General features: G+C 73.5%; 10 protein-coding genes and 1 tRNA gene. 7 read left to right on the forward strand and 4 right to left on the reverse strand.

The window, feature by feature from the left end:
* The first annotated feature begins 13 nt into the window (after nucleotides 1–13).
* The 5 genes from E1264_RS08885 (at nucleotide 14) to E1264_RS08905 (ending at nucleotide 8,860) form a co-directional block, all read left to right on the forward strand.
* A complete protein-coding gene (locus E1264_RS08885; RefSeq protein WP_132171499.1) occupies nucleotides 14–3,013 on the forward strand; it encodes an aminotransferase class III-fold pyridoxal phosphate-dependent enzyme in 3,000 nt (999 codons plus the stop codon).
* A gap of 1 nt (nucleotide 3,014) precedes the next feature.
* On the forward strand, nucleotides 3,015–4,667 hold the full coding sequence (locus E1264_RS08890; RefSeq protein ID WP_132171501.1) for an amidohydrolase: 1,653 nt from the start codon (nucleotides 3,015–3,017) through the stop codon (nucleotides 4,665–4,667).
* 200 nt (nucleotides 4,668–4,867) lie between these two features.
* A complete protein-coding gene (locus tag E1264_RS08895; protein WP_132171503.1) occupies nucleotides 4,868–5,686 on the forward strand; it encodes a trypsin-like peptidase domain-containing protein in 819 nt (272 codons plus the stop codon).
* A 54-nt stretch (nucleotides 5,687–5,740) separates the two neighbouring features.
* Nucleotides 5,741–7,105 carry a cytochrome P450 gene (locus tag E1264_RS08900; protein WP_132171505.1) on the forward strand — a complete coding sequence of 455 codons (1,365 nt, stop codon included), beginning with the start codon at nucleotides 5,741–5,743 and terminating at the stop codon, nucleotides 7,103–7,105.
* 120 nt (nucleotides 7,106–7,225) lie between these two features.
* On the forward strand, nucleotides 7,226–8,860 hold the full coding sequence (locus tag E1264_RS08905) for a carboxylesterase family protein (RefSeq protein ID WP_132171507.1): 1,635 nt from the start codon (nucleotides 7,226–7,228) through the stop codon (nucleotides 8,858–8,860).
* Nucleotides 8,861–8,951: 91 nt separating this feature from the next.
* Here E1264_RS08905 and E1264_RS08910 read toward each other — a convergent pair whose 3' ends face one another.
* From E1264_RS08910 to E1264_RS08920, 3 genes are all read right to left on the reverse strand, one after another.
* Nucleotides 8,952–10,658, reverse strand: a complete 1,707-nt coding sequence (locus E1264_RS08910) for a TerD family protein (protein ID WP_132171509.1) — start codon at nucleotides 10,656–10,658, stop codon at nucleotides 8,952–8,954.
* A 6-nt stretch (nucleotides 10,659–10,664) separates the two neighbouring features.
* Complete coding sequence (locus E1264_RS08915) at nucleotides 10,665–11,234, reverse strand: TerD family protein (RefSeq protein ID WP_132171511.1); 570 nt, start codon at nucleotides 11,232–11,234, stop codon at nucleotides 10,665–10,667.
* A gap of 304 nt (nucleotides 11,235–11,538) precedes the next feature.
* Nucleotides 11,539–12,132 carry a lytic polysaccharide monooxygenase gene (locus E1264_RS08920; protein ID WP_132171513.1) on the reverse strand — a complete coding sequence of 198 codons (594 nt, stop codon included), beginning with the start codon at nucleotides 12,130–12,132 and terminating at the stop codon, nucleotides 11,539–11,541.
* Between the two features lie 388 nt (nucleotides 12,133–12,520).
* Here E1264_RS08920 and E1264_RS08925 point away from each other — a divergent pair, with 388 nt between their 5' ends.
* Nucleotides 12,521–12,937, forward strand: coding sequence for a cold shock domain-containing protein (locus E1264_RS08925; RefSeq protein ID WP_132171515.1), 417 nt, complete (start codon nucleotides 12,521–12,523; stop codon nucleotides 12,935–12,937).
* A 138-nt stretch (nucleotides 12,938–13,075) separates the two neighbouring features.
* Here the strand turns inward: E1264_RS08925 and E1264_RS08930 are convergent, their stop codons facing one another.
* On the reverse strand, nucleotides 13,076–15,676 hold the full coding sequence (locus E1264_RS08930; protein WP_132171517.1) for an AfsR/SARP family transcriptional regulator: 2,601 nt from the start codon (nucleotides 15,674–15,676) through the stop codon (nucleotides 13,076–13,078).
* Nucleotides 15,677–16,135: 459 nt separating this feature from the next.
* Here E1264_RS08930 and E1264_RS08935 point away from each other — a divergent pair.
* Nucleotides 16,136–16,208 (forward strand) — tRNA-Leu (locus E1264_RS08935).
* Nucleotides 16,209–16,416: the final 208 nt, after the last annotated feature.

Consider the following 16,416-nt stretch of genomic DNA (forward strand, 5'->3'; position numbering starts at 1 on the left):
GAGCCAGCTGCCCATGGCAGTCCCCGACCACCGTTTCGAGCGGATCACCGCAGGTGTCCCGGAGCCATCCGACGACCGGCTGCGGGAGATCCTGCGTGACCGCTACGGCCTGGAGGCCGCGTCCCTGCGCCGCCTCGCCGGGGAGACGGACCAGAACACGCATGTGGTGGACGCGGGCGGCGCCGAGTACGTCCTCAAGGTCAGCGACCCCGCCGACCGGCAGGCGATCGGGTTCCAGACCGCGCTGCTCGCGCATCTGGCCGAGCGGGACCTGGGCGTGGTCGTCCCCCGGACGGTCCCGGATGTGTCGGGCGCGCCGGTCGCGTCCGTCCCCGACGGCGGGCGCGAGCTGCCGGTGCGGTTGCTCACCTGGGTCCCGGGGGCGCCGCTGGCGGAGGTGGGGCGCCGGTCGCCCGAGCTGCTGGCGGACGTCGGCGCGGTGGCCGGAAGGCTGACCGCGGCCACGGCGGAGTTCGCCCACCCCGATCCCCCGGCGCCGCACTACTGGGAGTTCCCGCACGCCGGTGCGGCACTGGCCGCATCGATCGGGCACGTCGGCGACGCCGGGCTGAAGGCCGCCGCCGCCGCGCTCCGCGACCGGTACGTGCCGCTGCTCGACGAGCGGTTCCCCGAGCTGCCGGTGTCGGTCGTCCACCACGACCTCAACGCGTTCAACATCCTGGTCCGCCGGGACGGCGGGCGGCGCCGCGTCTCCGGCGTGATCGACTTCGGTGACGCGCTGCCGACCGCCCGGATCGCCGACCTGGCGGTGCTCGCGTCCAGCGTGATGCGCGGCGCCGCGAGCCCCCTGAACGTCCTGGCCACACTCGCCGCCGCCTACCACGCGGCCTGCCCGCTGACCGAGGCGGAGCTTGACCTGCTGTTCCCGCTGGTCGCGGTGCGGTCCGCGACGGTCGCGGCGACCGCGGCGCGGCTCGACGCGGAGCGGCGGCACGGCGACCCTCGGCACCGGTCGGCCGCGGCGGCGGACCTGGTGCGCACGCTCGCGGGCATCCCGGCGGACGTGGGACGCGCCGCCGTGAGGCACGCCTGCGCGCTGCCCGCGCACCCCGCCGGGCCCGCGGTCACGGCCTGGCTGGGGGCGGACGGCGCGGCCTCGGCCGTGTCCCCGGTGGACGGCCCGCTCGTCGCGATCGACCTCAGCGCGTCGTCCGCGATCTACGACGGCGCCGATCCGCGCGACCCCGACGCGCTGCGCGCCGCCGCCGGTGCGGAGATCCTGCGCCGCCGTCCGGGCGTGCCGGTGGGACGGTACGGCGAGCCCCGGTTCCTCTCCCCGCGCCGCCGCAGCACCGGACCGGACGAGCCCGCCAACGTCCACCTCGGCATCGACCTGTTCGCGGGCGCGGGCACGCCCGTCCGCGCGCCCCTGCCCGGCCGGGTCGAAGCGTCGGACGTCACCGGAGTGGACCTCGTCCTGCTGCACGAGCCCGCCGAAGGCGTCCGGTTCAGAACGCTTTACACGGGGCTGGCCGACACGCCCGCCGCCGGCGACGAGATCGCGGCAGGCGGGCGGATCGGGCGGATCGGGCCCGGTGGTGCGCTGCCGCCGCACGTCCGCGTCCAGGTGGCCGTCGCGCCGCTCGGCGGGTGGACGGGCGTGCCCGCCGCCGTCACGGACTCGGAGTCGGCGATGTGGCAGGGCCTCTTCCCCGACCCGACCCCGCTGCTCGGCGCCCAGAACGCGATCACCCCGTGGACGTCCGGGATCGGCAAGGCACTGGAGGGCCGCCGCGCGCACCTGCCCGACAGCCACCCGATGTACTTCAAGCGTCCGATCAGCATGGCCAGGGCCCGCGACTGCCGGTTCTACGACGAGGAAGGCCGCTCCTACCTGGACGCCCTCAACAACGTGACCCTCGTCGGCCACGGCCATCCGCGCCTCGTGGAGACGGCCGCGCGCCAGCTCGGCCGCCTGAACACCAACACCCGCTTCGTGTACGACACGCTCACCGAGTACGCCGAGCGGCTCACCGCGACGCTCCCGGACGGCCTCGACGTCGTCTACTTCGTCAACTCCGGCAGCGAGGCGAACGACCTGGCGCTGCGCATGTCCCGCTACCTGACGAAGCGGGACGACGTCGTCATCATCGACGACGCCTACCACGGCTACACCTCCGTCGTGTCCGACGTGAGCCCGTCCCGCTACAAGCACTACGGCAAGCCGGACACCACGCACCCGACCCCGAACCCCGACCGGTACCGCGGCGCGTACGGCTACGACGACCCGGACGCCGGGGCCAAGTACGCCCGGCACGTGATCGACGAGTTCGACCGGCTCGCCGCCGAGGGCCGCGCCCCCGCCGCCTACCTGTTCGAGGCGCTGCTCGCGGGCGGCGGCCAGGTGGTGCTGCCGCCCGGCTACCTCGCGCCGATCTTCGCCGCGGCGCGCGAGCGCGGCGTGCTGACGATCGCCGACGAGGTGCAGGTCGGATTCGGGCGGCTCGGCGAGGCGTTCTGGGGCTTCCAGACGCAGGGCCCGGACGTCGTCCCCGACTTCGTGACGATGGGCAAGGCCATGGGCAACGGCTTCCCGATGGCGGCCATGGTCACCACGCGCGAGATATCCCGCGCGTTCGACCCGACCGGGCGGTTCTTCTCGACCTACGGCGGCAACCCCGTCGCCTGCGCGGTCGGCCTGGAGCTGCTGAACATCGTCGCCGACGAGGGCCTCCAGCACAACGCGCTGGTCGTCGGCCAGTACCTGCGCGACCGGCTGGCCGGGCTCGCCGACCGGCACCCCCTCATCGGGGACGTCCGCGGCCAGGGCTTCTACAGCGGGGTCGAGTTCGTCCTCGACCGCGAGACCAAGGAGCCCGCCTCGGACGAGACGCTGATCATCTGCGAGCGGCTCAAGGACGAGGGCGTCCTCGTGTATCCCACGGGCCCGGCCTGGAACATCCTCAAGCTCAAGCCGCCGCTGACGTTCACCCGGGCGGACGCCGACGAGTTCACCGACACACTTGACGACATTCTCGAAACGGGCTGGTGAGATGACAGGACACGCGGACAAGGTGCTGCTCGGCGGCAAGGTCCTCACCGTCGACGCGGGGTTCACGGTCGCGTCGGCCGTCGCGGTGACCGGCGACCGGATCACGGCGGTCGGCGACGACGACCACGTCCGGGCGCTGGCGGGCCCGTCCACCGAGGTCATCGACCTCGCCGGGCAGACGGTGCTGCCGGGGATCAACGACGCGCACCTGCATCTGGCGCTGTTCGGCCTGTCCGGGCCGCCGTTCTCCGTCGACCTGAACGGCATCGACTCGCTCGGCGCGCTGAACGAGGCGCTCGCCGGAGGCCCGCCAGGGCCCGGCGGCAGCCGGTGGCTGATCGGCGAGGGCTGGCGCGAGGCGAACATCCCCGAGTTCGACGCCGCCGTCCCCGGCCCGCACCGCTCCCTGATCGACGAGGTCACCGGGGACCGGCCGACGGTCCTGCACCACGCGTCCCGGCACTCGGTGCTCGTCAACACCGCCGCGCTGCGGATCGTCGGCATCACCCGCGACACCCCGGACCCGGACGGCGGGCAGATCGTCCGCGGCCCGGACGGCGAGCCGACCGGCCTGCTGCTCGAAGGGGCGAAGGGGCTGATCGACAAGCAGGTCCCGGACCACTCCGAGAAGGAGCGGCTGGACGCGATCGAGACCGCGATGCGGAAGCTCAACGCGCTCGGCATCACCAGCGTCACCGACCCGATCGTCTGGCCCGAGCTGCTGCGCGACTACACCACCCTGCGCAGGGACGGCCGGATGACGGTCCGGGTGAACACGCTGATGCACTGGGACTGGCCGTCGCCCGCGAGCTCGTCCGAGCGGCTGGAGACCGCGCTCGGCTACGCGGGCCTGTCCACCGGGCTGGGCGACGACTGGCTCCGGATCGGCGGCTGCAAGCTGTTCGCCGACGGCGTCCCCACGCAGTGCACGGCATGGCTGCACGACCCGTACCCGTCCGGCGACCACGGCCACCTCATCACCCCCGGCGACGACGACGAGGCACGCTACGAGGAACTCCTCCGCATGATCGAGCTGGCGCACCGCAACCGCCTCCAGGTGCAGGTGCACGTCACCGGCGACCGGGCCGCGGACGCCGCCGCCGACGGGATCATCCGCGCGCTCAAGGCCGACCCGTGGCCACGCGCCCGGCACGCGCTCCTGCACGGCACGCTGCTCTCCGAGGACTCCTACGCCCGCCTCGCCGAGCACGACATCAGCGTGATCACCAGCTCGCTGATGAAGTCGCACAGCGGCGCGTCCATGACGCGCGCCATCGGCGAGGAGAGGTGGTCGCGGGCGTTCCCGGCCGGGGCGCTGCTCGCCGCCGGGGTGCACGTCGCCGACAGCTCCGACGCGCCGGTCACCTACCCCGACTGGCGGCGCGGCATCGCCACGTTCGCGGGCGCCGCCCCGGGACCGTACTCCGACGTCCCGCCCGACCTGCGCCTCACCCGTGAGCAGGCGATCCGGCTGTGGACGACCGCGGGCGCCTACATCGAGAACGCCGAGGACCGGAAGGGGACCATCACCCCGGGCAAGCTCGCGGATCTCGTCGTCCTGGACGGGGACGTCCTCACCGCCGACGACGACGCGTTGCAACAGATCACCCCCACCCTCACGCTCGCGGGCGGACGCGTCGTCCACTCCGCCTGAGCCGCTTCTCACGCTCGGTCTCACGCTCGCCTGAACGAAACGCACTGGGGACGGAGTACTTCCGGGTGAGACCGAGCGTGAGGAGCCCCATGAGTCATCCACGGCACGCGGATCATCCGCTGTACTCTCCCCCGCCTCCTCGTACGTGGCCGCAGGACGATTCCTTCAGGCGCCCGGCGCCGCCGACCGTCCCGTGGACCATGCCCGGCTACGAGCGCCACGAGGGCTACGACCGCTACGACCGCCACGACGAGCCCCGCCGCGGCCGCGGGGGCTCCGGGCGGGCGGTCGTCGCGGCCGTGCTCGCCGCGCTGCTGGCCGGTGGCCTGGCCGGGGCCGTCACCGGACGGGTGACCGCCGGAATCCCGGCGCCCGCGGCGCTGTCGCCGCCCGAGGCCACGCCGGTGGACGGCGGGGCCGGGGACCTCAGCGAGGTCGCGTCGCGGGTCCAGGCGAGCGTGGTGTCGATCGAGGTGCGGTCGGGAGGCGCGCGCGGCACCGGGTCCGGGTTCGTGATCGACCGGCGGGGTCACGTGCTGACCAACGCGCACGTCGTCGACGACGGCGGCACGGTCACCGTCGTGCTGGCCGACCGGCGCCGCGTCCCGGCGCGGATGGCGGGCGCCGACCGCGCCCTCGACCTGGCCGTGCTGGCGATCCCCACCGCCGCCAGCCCGGCGCCGCTGGCGTTCGGCCGGTTCTCCGACGTCCGGGTCGGCGACCAGGTCCTCGCGCTCGGCTCCCCGCTCGGCCTCCAGGGGACGGTGACCAGCGGCATCGTCAGCGCGCTGAACCGCCGGGTGCGCTTCGGCGAGGGCGGCGCCGGCAACGCGCTGCAGACCGACGCGTCGATCAACCCCGGCAACTCCGGCGGGCCGCTGGTCAACCTGCGCGGCGAGGTCGTCGGCGTGAACACGGCGATCGCGACGCTGATGCGGGACGGCGGCGGCTCGATCGGCATCGGCTTCGCGATCCCCGCCGACCGGGCCCGCGACGGCGCCCGCCGCCTCGCCTCCTGAACGCCGGGCGCCTCGCCTCCTGACCGCCGGCGGATCCGGCTTCATGATGGAGGCATGGCGAATCCACACATTCCGGGACCACCCGCGGGGGACGACGGCACCGCCGCGATCGTGGCGGCGGGCGGGCTGCACACCTACCAGCTGAAGCTGCACGCCGAGTACGGGCCGGTGGTGCGGTTCCGGCTGCCCGGCGCGGACCTGGCGGTGTCGGTCGCCGACCCGGTGCTGCTGGAGGCCACCGCGAAGATCGACAAGCGGCCGGAGAGGCTGTTCGAGTTCCTGGCGCCGCTCCAGGAGTCGGGGAACCTGCAGACGATGCCGGCCGCCGAGCACGAGCCGTGGCGCCGGGTGATGCTGTCGGTGCTGGCCGGACGCCCCTCGCACGAGGCGCACTTCGCCCGGTTCGCCGCGCTCACGTCCGAGCTGGCCGACCGCTGGGCCGCACGCGCCGCCTCCGGTGCCGCCGTCGCGCTCCAGAAGGATCTGAGCGAGCTGTCGCTGCGCATGATCTGCGAGTACGCGCTCGGCAGCGGCCTGGAGTCGGACGGGGCCGCCGGACGGGTCGTGTCGGCGTTCGAGGACGTCCTCACCGAGTACCTGGCGCGGCTGTACCACACGGACGTGCCGGGCGACGCGGATGAGCGCCGCGCCCGCGCCGACGAGGGCCTGGCCTACCTGCGCGCCACCGTCGACCGCGTCCTCGCCGCGCACGAGGCGTCCGGCGGGGCCACCGCGAAGGCCGGTCGCAGCGACATGATCGCGGCGCTGGTGGAGGCGGGCGAGTCACCGGCCCGGATCCGCGACTCGGTCCTGATGACCATGCTGGCCGCCCACCACACCACCGGCGTCGCCATCTCCTGGACGCTGTACCTGCTCGCCCGGCACCCGGACGCCGCCGGGCGCGCCGCCGCCGAGCTGGACCGCGTCCTCGGCGGCCGCGCCGCGCCCGGCTACGCCGACCTCAGGGACCTCGCCTACCTGGAGCGGGTGCTCAAGGAGGCGATGCGGCTGTACCCGCCGGGCCCGTACGGCGCGCGGGAGACCACCGAGGACCTCGTGCTGGGCGGCCATGCCGTCCCCGCGGGCACGACGATCTTCTACCCGTTCTGGGCCGTGCACATGAACCCCGACTACTGGCCCGAGCCCGAGGTGTTCGACCCTGACCGGTTCACGCCGGAGGCGTCCGCCGGGCGTCCGAAACTGGCCTACATCCCGTTCGGGCTCGGCCCGCGCAGCTGCGAGGGGGCCGCGCTCGCCATGGTCGAGGCGGAGCTCGTGCTGGCCATTCTGCTGAAGCGTTTCCAATTCCGCCTGGTACCGGGGCACACGGTGACGCCGATCGAACGCTTCGTCCTGTGGGCCGCGGAGGACATCCGCATGACCGTTACGCCGCGCACCCCTGTCCATAATCGGGATTAAGTCCTGACCGGGTAATTCCCGATATGCGACATGGCCAAGTCAGATATCACTTCGTATCGAACTACGGTGGAATGATTCAGGGCAGCCAGGTTTCCGCACGGTCTTGACCGGAGGACCCCCATGAGACCCAGCACAGCCCTAAAGACGGCGCTGAAGGTGACGGCGTCGCTCATCATCGCCGGAGCCGGACTGACGGCCGCGAACACGGCGGCGGCCGCCCCGGCCGCCGCGCCGCCGCCCTGCTCGGACGGCACCCTCGTGCAGACCGACCGCGGCCCCGTCTGCGGACTCGACGGCGACGGGATCAAGAACTGGCTCGGCATCCCCTACGCCGCCCCGCCCGTCGGCGACCTGCGCTGGGAGCCCCCGGCGCCGCATCCCGGCTGGTCGTCGCCGGTGCAGGCGACCGAGCCGGGCAGCATGTGCCCGCAGCCGGGCGACTTCCGGCCCGGCTCGACCGACGAGAACTGCCTGAAGCTGGACGTGCGCGTGCCGGAGGACGCCGGCAGCGGCCCGCTTCCCGTGATGGTCCAGCTCCACGGCGGCGGGTTCCGGCTCGGGACCCCGTCCAACGGCACCCGTCTCGCGAAGGCGGGCAAGGTCGTCCAGGTCGAGGTACGGTACCGGCTCGGCATCATCGGGTTCCTGTCCCACCAGGCCCTGGGCTCGAACGCCGGGAACTACGGGATCGAAGACCAGCAGGCCGCGCTCGGCTGGGTCAAGCGGAACATCTCCAGGTTCGGCGGCGACCCGGGCAACGTCACGATTTTCGGCCCGTCCGCCGGAGGGTCGAGCGTCTGCGCCAATATGGCGTCGCCGACCGGTAGCGGGCTGTTCCACAAGGGCATCATCGAGAGCGGCGAGTACAACTCGCTGCGCGGCGTCCACGCCACCTGGCAGGCCCAGGACTGCGCGACCAAGCTGCCGACGCAGGCGGAGGCGCAGGCCGCCGGGGCCCGGTTCGCCGCGGCCGTCGGCTGCGGGAGCGCCGCGGACGTCGCCGCCTGCCTCCGCCAGGTCCCGGTGCAGACCCTGCTCGACCAGGCCGGCAACGGGCTCGGCCCGGACAGCGGCACGCTCGCGCCGATCGTGGACGGCAAGACCCTGACCATGTCACCGGGGCAGGCGTTCGCGACGGGGCAGTTCAACAAGGTCCCGGTGATCCACGGCGTGGCCCGGGACGAGTCGCAGATCCGTCCCGCCGAGACGCCCGCGGCGTACGTGGCGCAGGTCCAGAGCCAGTACGGGGAGTACGCGCCCAAGGTGCTGAAGCGCTACCCGCTGTCGCAGTATCCGGAGCCCTCGGCGTTCATCGCGGCGCGGACCGTCCTCGCCGACTCGACGTCGGTCTGCCCGGCGCTGCTGAACGACCGGCGCCTGGCGAAGCACATCCCGGTGTACGCGTACCGGTTCGACGACACCAACCCGCCGCCGCTGCCCTTCGTCGACCTGACGAGGCCGGCGGGGGCGTTCCACGTCGGCGAGTTCAGCTACCTGTACCACGGGACGTTCCCGAACCAGCCGCCGCTCGACCCCAACCAGCAGGCCCTGCAGAACCAGCTCACCTCCCAGTGGACGAACTTCGCCCGCACCGGTGACCCGAACGGGACCGGCACCCCGCGCTGGACGCCGTTCACCGCGGAGAAGGAGGCCCAGATGTCGCTGCTGCCCGCCGGGACCAGCCGCATGACCCGCGAGATCTCGGGACCGCACCACTGCAACTTCTGGATCAGGCTCGCCCCGTTCACGAGCTGACCCGCGTCCCGCCGGACGCTCCCGCCCCGGGCGGGGGCGTCCGGCGCCGCCTTCCGGCCGTGGGACGCGTTACCGGTTGTACGGCGCGTTCCTAGTCGTAGGACGCGAGGGTGCGGGCGTGGACGCCGAGCACGTGGGCGAACAGCGCGGGGGCGCGTGAACCGTCGCCCGCGTCGGGGAGCACCTCGGGGGTGAGCGTCCAGTCCGTGCCGACCCACGAGTCCGCGATGGTGCCCTCGCTCGACGGCAGGTTGTTGCAGGACTGCCGGACCCGGATCGCGCGGACCGTCTCCGACGCCGGGGTGTCGGTCTCCACCATCAGCACCGGGACGCCGACCAGCGGCCCGTCCTCCACCAGGCGCAGCAGGTGGTGCGCGTCCTCGCCGTCGAGCGCGGCACCGGCGTCGAGGACCACCGCGAGCCGCACCGGCGGCCCCTCCGCCAGCCCGGACGGCAGGTCCCCGTCCTGCCCGCCGCCGACCTGCCGCAGGTCGACCAGGTCGAGGAGGCGGCGGAGCCGCTCGGCCGCCGCGGGCCCGGTCGCCACGCCGCCGCCGAGCAGCCGGGCGCTGACCACCGGGTCGAACCCGTGCAGCCAGCCCGCGCCCGACAGGCCCGCCGCGTCGATCACCTCAAGGCCGACGAGCCCGGGCGGGACGGCGGCCAGGAACCGGGTCACCAGCGACCAGGCGTAGGCGGCCGAGTCGCCGGGCATCGAGCCCTGCGAGATCCACACGCCGCGCCGCCACGGCAGCCGCAGGACCAGCGGCACCTGGAGGTCGGGCAGCTCGGCGGTGGACAGCCGGCCCGCCAGCATCCCCTCGGCCAGGTCGGCGCTCGGCTGCCAGGTCAGCCAGGACGGCGCGTCGAACGGCGCGACCTCGGCGGTGACCTGCGGCTCCACCCGGGCGAGCTCGTCGCGCAGCTGGCCCGCGTCGGCGCGCAGCCGCTGGTCGGCCGCCGCCATGAGCTGGTCGAACCGGCCGCGCGGCGCCCGCCCGGCGATCTCCTCGTTGCGGAGGTTCAGGGCGTGCTCGGTGGACGCGCGGAACGAGGCGAGCGAGCGGCTGGCGTCCTCCCAGACGAGCCAGCACCGTTCGAGGTACCCGACCTCGTTCCCGGACGGCGCCGCCGGCGCCCCCTGCGGCATCCCCTGCCGCGGCGGCGGCGCCTGCGGTGGCGGTGGGGCCTGCGGTGGCGGTGGGGCCTGCGGTGGCGGCGGCGCGCCGACGGCCGGGCCCGCCGGCGCGGAGGCCATGGCGGGCTCCGGCTCGCCCGCTCCGGCCGTTCCGGCGGTGTCGCCCGGGTCGTCGACCTCGACGCCGTGCGCCTCGACCAGCTCGGCCAGCCCGCCGGCGTAGCCCTGCCCGACGGCGCGGACCTTCCACCGGTCGTCGCGCCGGTAGACCTCGAACCCGATGATCGCCGTCTCCGGGCCCAGCCCGTCGACGGCGAACACCGCCAGCGTGGCGCCGTCGTCCCCGGTGAGCCGCACCTGCGGCGGCGGCATCGCCCCGAACGACGACGCCCCGGACAGGCTGACCGCGATCAGCACCGCGTGCGCGCCGGCGGGGACGGCGTCGAGGTCGAGGTCGACGCGCTGCCGCCCGCCGCCGTCCGCCCAGCGCACGCCGGGCGCCTCGGGGGCGTTGAAGAACACCAGGTCGGAGTCGGTGCGCACGCGCAGGTCCGGGCCGACCAGCAGGGCGCTGACGTCCACCGGCACGGCGCAGGACACCGAGGCGGTCACCCGCCGGGTGGGCAGCGGCGCGTTGGCGCCGCGGGAGAGGTCGGTCATCGGCGGTCAGGCGTGGTTGGCGATCACCGGCAGCATGTCCTCGAACGTGCGGCCGTGGCACGGCTCGCCGATCGCGTTCATCTTCCAGCCGTCGCCGTGCCGGTAGATCCGGGACATCACCATCGCCGTGTGCGCGCCGCCGCCGGTCAGCGTGTACCGGGCCATCTCGCCGCCGTCCATCTCGTTGACGAGCCGGCAGAACGCGTTCTCGACCTCGTTGAACGTCTGCCCGTTGAACGAGCTGACCGTGAACACCAGCGAGGTGACGTGCACCGGGAGCCGGTTCAGGTCGACGATGACGGACTCGTCGTCGCCGTCGCCCGCCCCGGTCAGGTTGTCGCCGGTGTGCCGGACGGACCCGTCGTCGCTGGTCAGCTTGCCGAAGTAGACGACGTCCGCGAGCGCGCCGTCGGCGAAGAGCACGCAGGACGCGTCGAGGTCGATGTCCCGCTCCCGGGAGCCGAAGAACCCCTTCTTCTTCACCGCGTCCCAGCCCAGCCCCATCCGGACCATGCTCAGCGTTCCGCCGGGCTTCTCCAGCGAGATGCGCTGACCCTTCACCATCGAGACGGTCACAGCCGTCGCCTCCTTGATGTCCCCTTCGCCGCGCCGCGAGGCGCTCGGCCTGTAGACGCCCCGGCCACCCTTGCAGGGTCGTCCGGGGCATGAGCAAAGCGTCGCAGCCTATCAGGCCCGTTGTCACCCGTACCGGACGATCCGGTAGACCCGGCCGGGCCGGCGGCCCCTCCCGGGGCGCTGTGGGAAATGGCGGCGCCGGCCCACCGCCGGAGCCCTCGCGAAGCCCCGCTCGGACGGTGGACCGGCGCAAAATCCGGTCAGCGGGCCCGCCGCTTCTCCTGGCGCGCGGCGGGCCGGGACGTCAGCCGAAGTCGACGTCGATGCACTGGTAGAAGGCGTTGCCGGTGTCGGCGATGTCCCAGACGGCCAGCAGGATGTGCTTGCCCTGGCGCTGCGGAAGCGTTCCGCTGTGGACCGTCGGGTTGGACGGCTGCCGCCCGCCCAGGTTCGCGGTGATGAACGGCGCGAGGTCCAGGGTGTCGCGGGTGATGGGCTTGGTGATGTCCCAGCCGTCCTTGGTGAGGAAGTAGCGGAACGACGTGGTGGAGTGCGGGGCGGTGAAGCGCCAGGAGATGCTGAGGTTCTGCCCCGCCGTCACCTTGGTCGCGGGCCAGCCGGTGCCGCCGCGCTGGTCGTCGAGCTCGGCCCAGCGCCCGTCGGCGGCGGCGCATATCTTGCCGTCGGCCGGTCCGCGCGCCGGGAACCCCTTCGGGCCCTCGACGCCGTCCGGGTCCCACTGGACCTGGCCGCAGTTCTTGACCTTGCCCTGTCCGCACAGGTAGCTGCGGCTCGGCGGGGAGGTCGAGAACCCGTGCGACCACGCCGGGACGGTGAGCGTCAGCGGCAGCCCGACGGTCACGGCCGCGGCCACGGCGATACTGGTCTTCCTTGGCATCCTGCTTCTCCTTGGCGGGAGGTACGGCGTACGCGGCGTACCTGGAGGCGGAGGCGAGCCGGCCCGTCGAGCGGAGCTCGTCCGTCGACGCGACGACCCAAAAGGAAACTTTCCTTTCAGTAAGGTGAACCCTGCGCGGCCTTCCGTCAACCCCGCGGTCACTGATGAGAGTCTTTCTGGCACGGGATGCATAGTCCCGGCGCCGGGCCCGGGCTACCCTCCCCGCGCACCGCGGCCCCGATCGCCCGCGGCGGAACGAGCGAAACCCTGACTTTGCCGTCATTCGCCTATCGCATTAGCGATTCCGGTGCGAATTGGTGTGCTATCCTGTGCGCTGCAAATCGTTGAAACAGCGTATGGCTTGTTGTTTGGCGTGTGGAGGCGTGCGGTGCGTTCAGGCAGGATTCTCAAGTTCGACGAAGTCCGCGGTTACGGATTCATTGTTCCGGACGGCGGCGGCGAGGACGTGTTCGTCCACGCGAACGAGCTTCTCGACGACAAGGCGGCGTTCTCGCCCGGCACGGCGGTCGAGTTCGAGGTGACCGAGGGCGAGCGCGGGCTCAAGGCGTTCGCGGTGCGCGCGGTGGGCTCGCCGTCCAACGGCTCCGCGGCCACGGCCGACCGCGCTCCGGCCGGTGTCCCGGCCGACGACATGCTCTGCGACGTCCTGTCCCGCAAGGAGCTCAGCCGGGAGATCGTCGACGTGCTGCTCGCCGAGGCGCCCGACCTCACCGGCGGCCAGATCGTCAAGATCCGCGGGAGCATCGTGGAGATCGCGCACAAGCACGGCTGGATCGACGACTGATCGCCGTCCGGCGCAGCGCGTTTCCCTTCCCGCGAGAACAATGTTCCGCGCGGCCGGTGACGGGCGTTTTGTCCATTCCTTGGAAATGCACGGCGTGCGGATTACGGGCCACGGCGCCCGGCGTTCCGGACGGGTCGCTCAGGCCCCGCCCGATGCCGTGCGGACGGCCGCCGGGATCATGATGGCGCTCGGCCACGTGATGGCGTCGCGCATGCGGATATGGCCGCCGTCGGCGTCACCGGCCCCGAGGACGGGCGGCGCGGCGGCGCTGTCGTCGTCCGGGTCGGCGACGCGCCGGAAGATCCGCACCGACTCCTCGAAGCACCCGATGGCGCGGGACGGCCGCCGCGCGCCGAGGTAGGCGACGGCGAGCCGGTTCAGGCTCCACGCCTGGCCGACCAGATCGCCGAGCCGGCGCTGCACGGCCAGGGCCTCGCGGTGGTGCGCGATGGCCTCGCCGAAACGGTCCGCGTCGTTGCAGGCCATGCCGAGGCCGTTGAGCATGAGCGCGACCCCGCGCCAGTCGTCGAGCCTGCGCGCCGCGCCGAGCCCGATCTCGTACGCGGTGATCCAGTCGCCCCGGCTCCGGCCGAGGCGGAAGAACGTCAGCAGGACGGCCGGGAGCCGCCACGCCACCGCGTGGCTGCCGTGCTCCACCGCCGCCTTGATCACGGCGAGGAAGTTCTCCGACTCGGCGTCCAGCCAGGCGAGCGCCTCCGCGCGCGTGCCGAAGGCGGGCACGGGGCCGGTGTCGCCGCCGGGGATCTCGATCGGGACGCGCCGGTCATGGGTGTTCAGCACCAGGTCGGCGGCATGGGCGGCGCGCAGGTACCAGGCGAGCACGCGCCCGGCCGCCGCCTCGCGCTCGCCGTCCGCCCAGTCCTCGTGCTCGCGGGCCTTCCGCCTCGCGTGGGCGCGCAGCAGCGGGTGCATCCGGTAGCGGCCGGGAGCCGCCTGCTGCAGGAGGTTCTCGTCCAGCAGGGCTTCGAGCAGCGACTCCGCCCGCGCGCGGGGCAGGTCGGCCAGCGCGGCGGTGGAGGCGGCGGTGAAGTCCGCGCCGGGATGCAGGCCGAGCAGCCGGAACATGCGCCGCTGGTCGGCGGCCAGCGCCCGGTAGGACAGGTCGAACGACGCGCTGATGGACCGGTTGCGGAACTCCAGCTCGTCCGGCAGCCGCTCCTCGTCCTCCAGCCGCGCGGCGAACTCGGCCAGCGTCCAGGCGGGACGGGTCTGCAGCCGGCGCGCCGCCATCGTGACGGCCATCGGGAGCTGCCCGCACCGCTCGGCGATCCGCGCGGCGGCGGCGCGGTCGGCCGTCACCCGCCCCCGGCCCGCTATCCGGCCCAGCAGGTCGGCGGACTCCGGCGGCGCGAAGCCGGCCAGCCGGAGCCGGTGGACGCCGTCCAGCCCGGCCAGGCTCCGCCGGCTGGTGATCAGCACCAGGCCGGTCGGGTCGCCCGGGAGCAGCGGCTCCACCTGGGCCTCGTCGGTCGCGTTGTCGAGGATCACGAGCGCGCGGCGGCCGTGCAGCCGGTCCCGGTACAGCGCGGCCCTCGACTCCAGGTCGGGCGGGATCCGCGCGGGGGGCACGCCGAGCTGCCGGAGGAACGTCTCCAGCACCTCCGCCGGATCGGCGGCGGGGACCTCGGGGTCCATGGCGCGCAGGTCGGCCCACAGCTGCACCGCGCCGAACCGGCCCCGGGAACTGATCTGGTGCGCGGCGCGGACGGCGAGGCGGGTCTTGCCGACCCCGGCCATGCCCTCGATCGCGATCACCGTCAGCGCCGTGTCGCCGCGGCCGCCGGCGCCGTCGGCGAGCCGGTTGAGCGCGCGCAGCTCCGCCTCCCTGCCGGTGAACTCGACGATGTCCATGGGGAACTGGCGCAGCGTGCCCGCCTCGCCGGGCGCCGGTGCGGGCGCCGCGACCGCGGGCCGTCCGGCCGCACGGCCGGTGTCCCCGCCGCCGCCCGCGGCGCGCGGCGGTGCGGTGTCCAGGGCCGGGTCGCCGCTGAGGATCCGCCGTTCCAGCGACTTCAGCCGCGGGCCGGGGTCGATGCCCAGATCGTCGGCGAGATGCCGGCGGACCTGCGCGTACGCGTCGAGCGCGTCCGCGGACCTGCCCATCCGGTAGAGGACGAGCATCAGCCGTTCCCACAGCCGCTCCCGGAGCGGATGGCGCGCCACGAGCCGCCGCAGGTCGGGGACGAGCGCGTCCGAGCGGCCGAGCATCAGCAACGCGTCCGTGTACTGCTCCATGAGGAGGAGCTCGCGCTCCTCCAGCCGCTCCACGTCGGCCTGCAGCGGGGCGCCCAGCGCCATCCCTTCGAGCGGCCGTCCCCGGCACTGGCGCAGCGCCTCGGCGAAGTCCTGCGCGGCCTGCTCCGGCCGCCCGCCGAGCAGCGCCTTCTCTCCCCTGGCGAACGACGCCTCGAACCGGCACAGGTCCAGCTCGCCGGGCTCGACGCGGAGCAGGTAGCCGGGCGAGCGGGTGACGAGCCGGTCCGCGGGCTCGCCCGCCGAGCGCAGCATCCGGCGCAGCGCGGCGATGTATCCCCGGACGTTCGCCCTGGCGGAGGGGGGCGAGGTCCACCAGACGGCGTCCACCAGCCGGTCGATCGCGACGACCTGGTTCGTCGCGAGCAGCAGCGCCGCGAGCACCGCCTGCTGCTGCGGGCCGCCCGCGCTCACCGGACGGCCGTCCACGGCGATTTCGAGCGGTCCAAGGATGCGGAATTCCATCTGATCCCCTTACCGGGGCCTGTCAGGAGCGATCACCCCGCACCGCTCTTCAGGCTCCGGTCCCACCGTCGAGGAAGACATCGGCCCTATATACGGAAAATATACGGCACCCATGCGCGATCCAGGGCAACCTGGGTGTCGCGGATGATCAGCCAGGACCAGCATTAGTCACATTGCGAACACAAAACGTAATGACGGGGACTTCGGTATGGCGGGACACCACGTGGAACGTGTCAGGGGCCTGAGCGGGAGGGAGCCGGATACGGGTGGCGGGCGGCCGGATCCGGCCGGAGAACGCCGCGCGCCGGCGCCGCGGGCGCGCGCGGCCCGCGTACCCAACGGCCGGATCCGCTTGCGCCACGGCCGGATCCGCGCGGCGCCCGGGGTGCGGTGACCGCAAGGCTTCAGGCCGCGCCTCCCCTCCCGCGAGGGTCACGGGAGACCAGGGACAGGCGCTCCGCCTCCGTAGCCCAACGGCAGAGGCATACTCCTTAAAAGAGTAGAAGTGTCGGTTCAAATCCGACCGGGGGCACAGAACTTCACCGCCGAGCGCATCGTGGCGGGCATCGTCCGGTTCGTGCGGGGAGACCGGCGATCCGGGGACGCAACAAATCCACCGAGATGATCAGCTGAACCTCTCGTTACGCGAGATGGACGCCAGAAAAGGTGAATTTCGTTCGGGTAAGGGTGCCCGGTCGTGGTGCCCGTCCGGGCAGGCCGCAGGGAGCCCGCCTCTTCCC

Origin of the sequence: Actinomadura sp. KC216 (assembly GCF_004348535.1) — a bacterium.
Lineage (GTDB): Bacteria > Actinomycetota > Actinomycetes > Streptosporangiales > Streptosporangiaceae > Spirillospora.

What these genes read in the sequence shown, in the direction of transcription:
- E1264_RS08885 (WP_132171499.1), top strand. Translation starts at nt 14, where the DNA reads ATGGCAGTCCCCGACCACCGTTTCGAGCGGATCACCGCAGGTGTCCCG.
- E1264_RS08890 (WP_132171501.1), top strand. Translation starts at nt 3,015, where the DNA reads ATGACAGGACACGCGGACAAGGTGCTGCTCGGCGGCAAGGTCCTCACC.
- E1264_RS08895 (WP_132171503.1), top strand. Translation starts at nt 4,868, where the DNA reads ATGCCCGGCTACGAGCGCCACGAGGGCTACGACCGCTACGACCGCCAC.
- E1264_RS08900 (WP_132171505.1), top strand. Translation starts at nt 5,741, where the DNA reads ATGGCGAATCCACACATTCCGGGACCACCCGCGGGGGACGACGGCACC.
- E1264_RS08905 (WP_132171507.1), top strand. Translation starts at nt 7,226, where the DNA reads ATGAGACCCAGCACAGCCCTAAAGACGGCGCTGAAGGTGACGGCGTCG.
- E1264_RS08910 (WP_132171509.1), bottom strand. Translation starts at nt 10,658, where the DNA reads ATGACCGACCTCTCCCGCGGCGCCAACGCGCCGCTGCCCACCCGGCGG.
- E1264_RS08920 (WP_132171513.1), bottom strand. Translation starts at nt 12,132, where the DNA reads ATGCCAAGGAAGACCAGTATCGCCGTGGCCGCGGCCGTGACCGTCGGG.
- E1264_RS08930 (WP_132171517.1), bottom strand. Translation starts at nt 15,676, where the DNA reads ATGGAATTCCGCATCCTTGGACCGCTCGAAATCGCCGTGGACGGCCGT.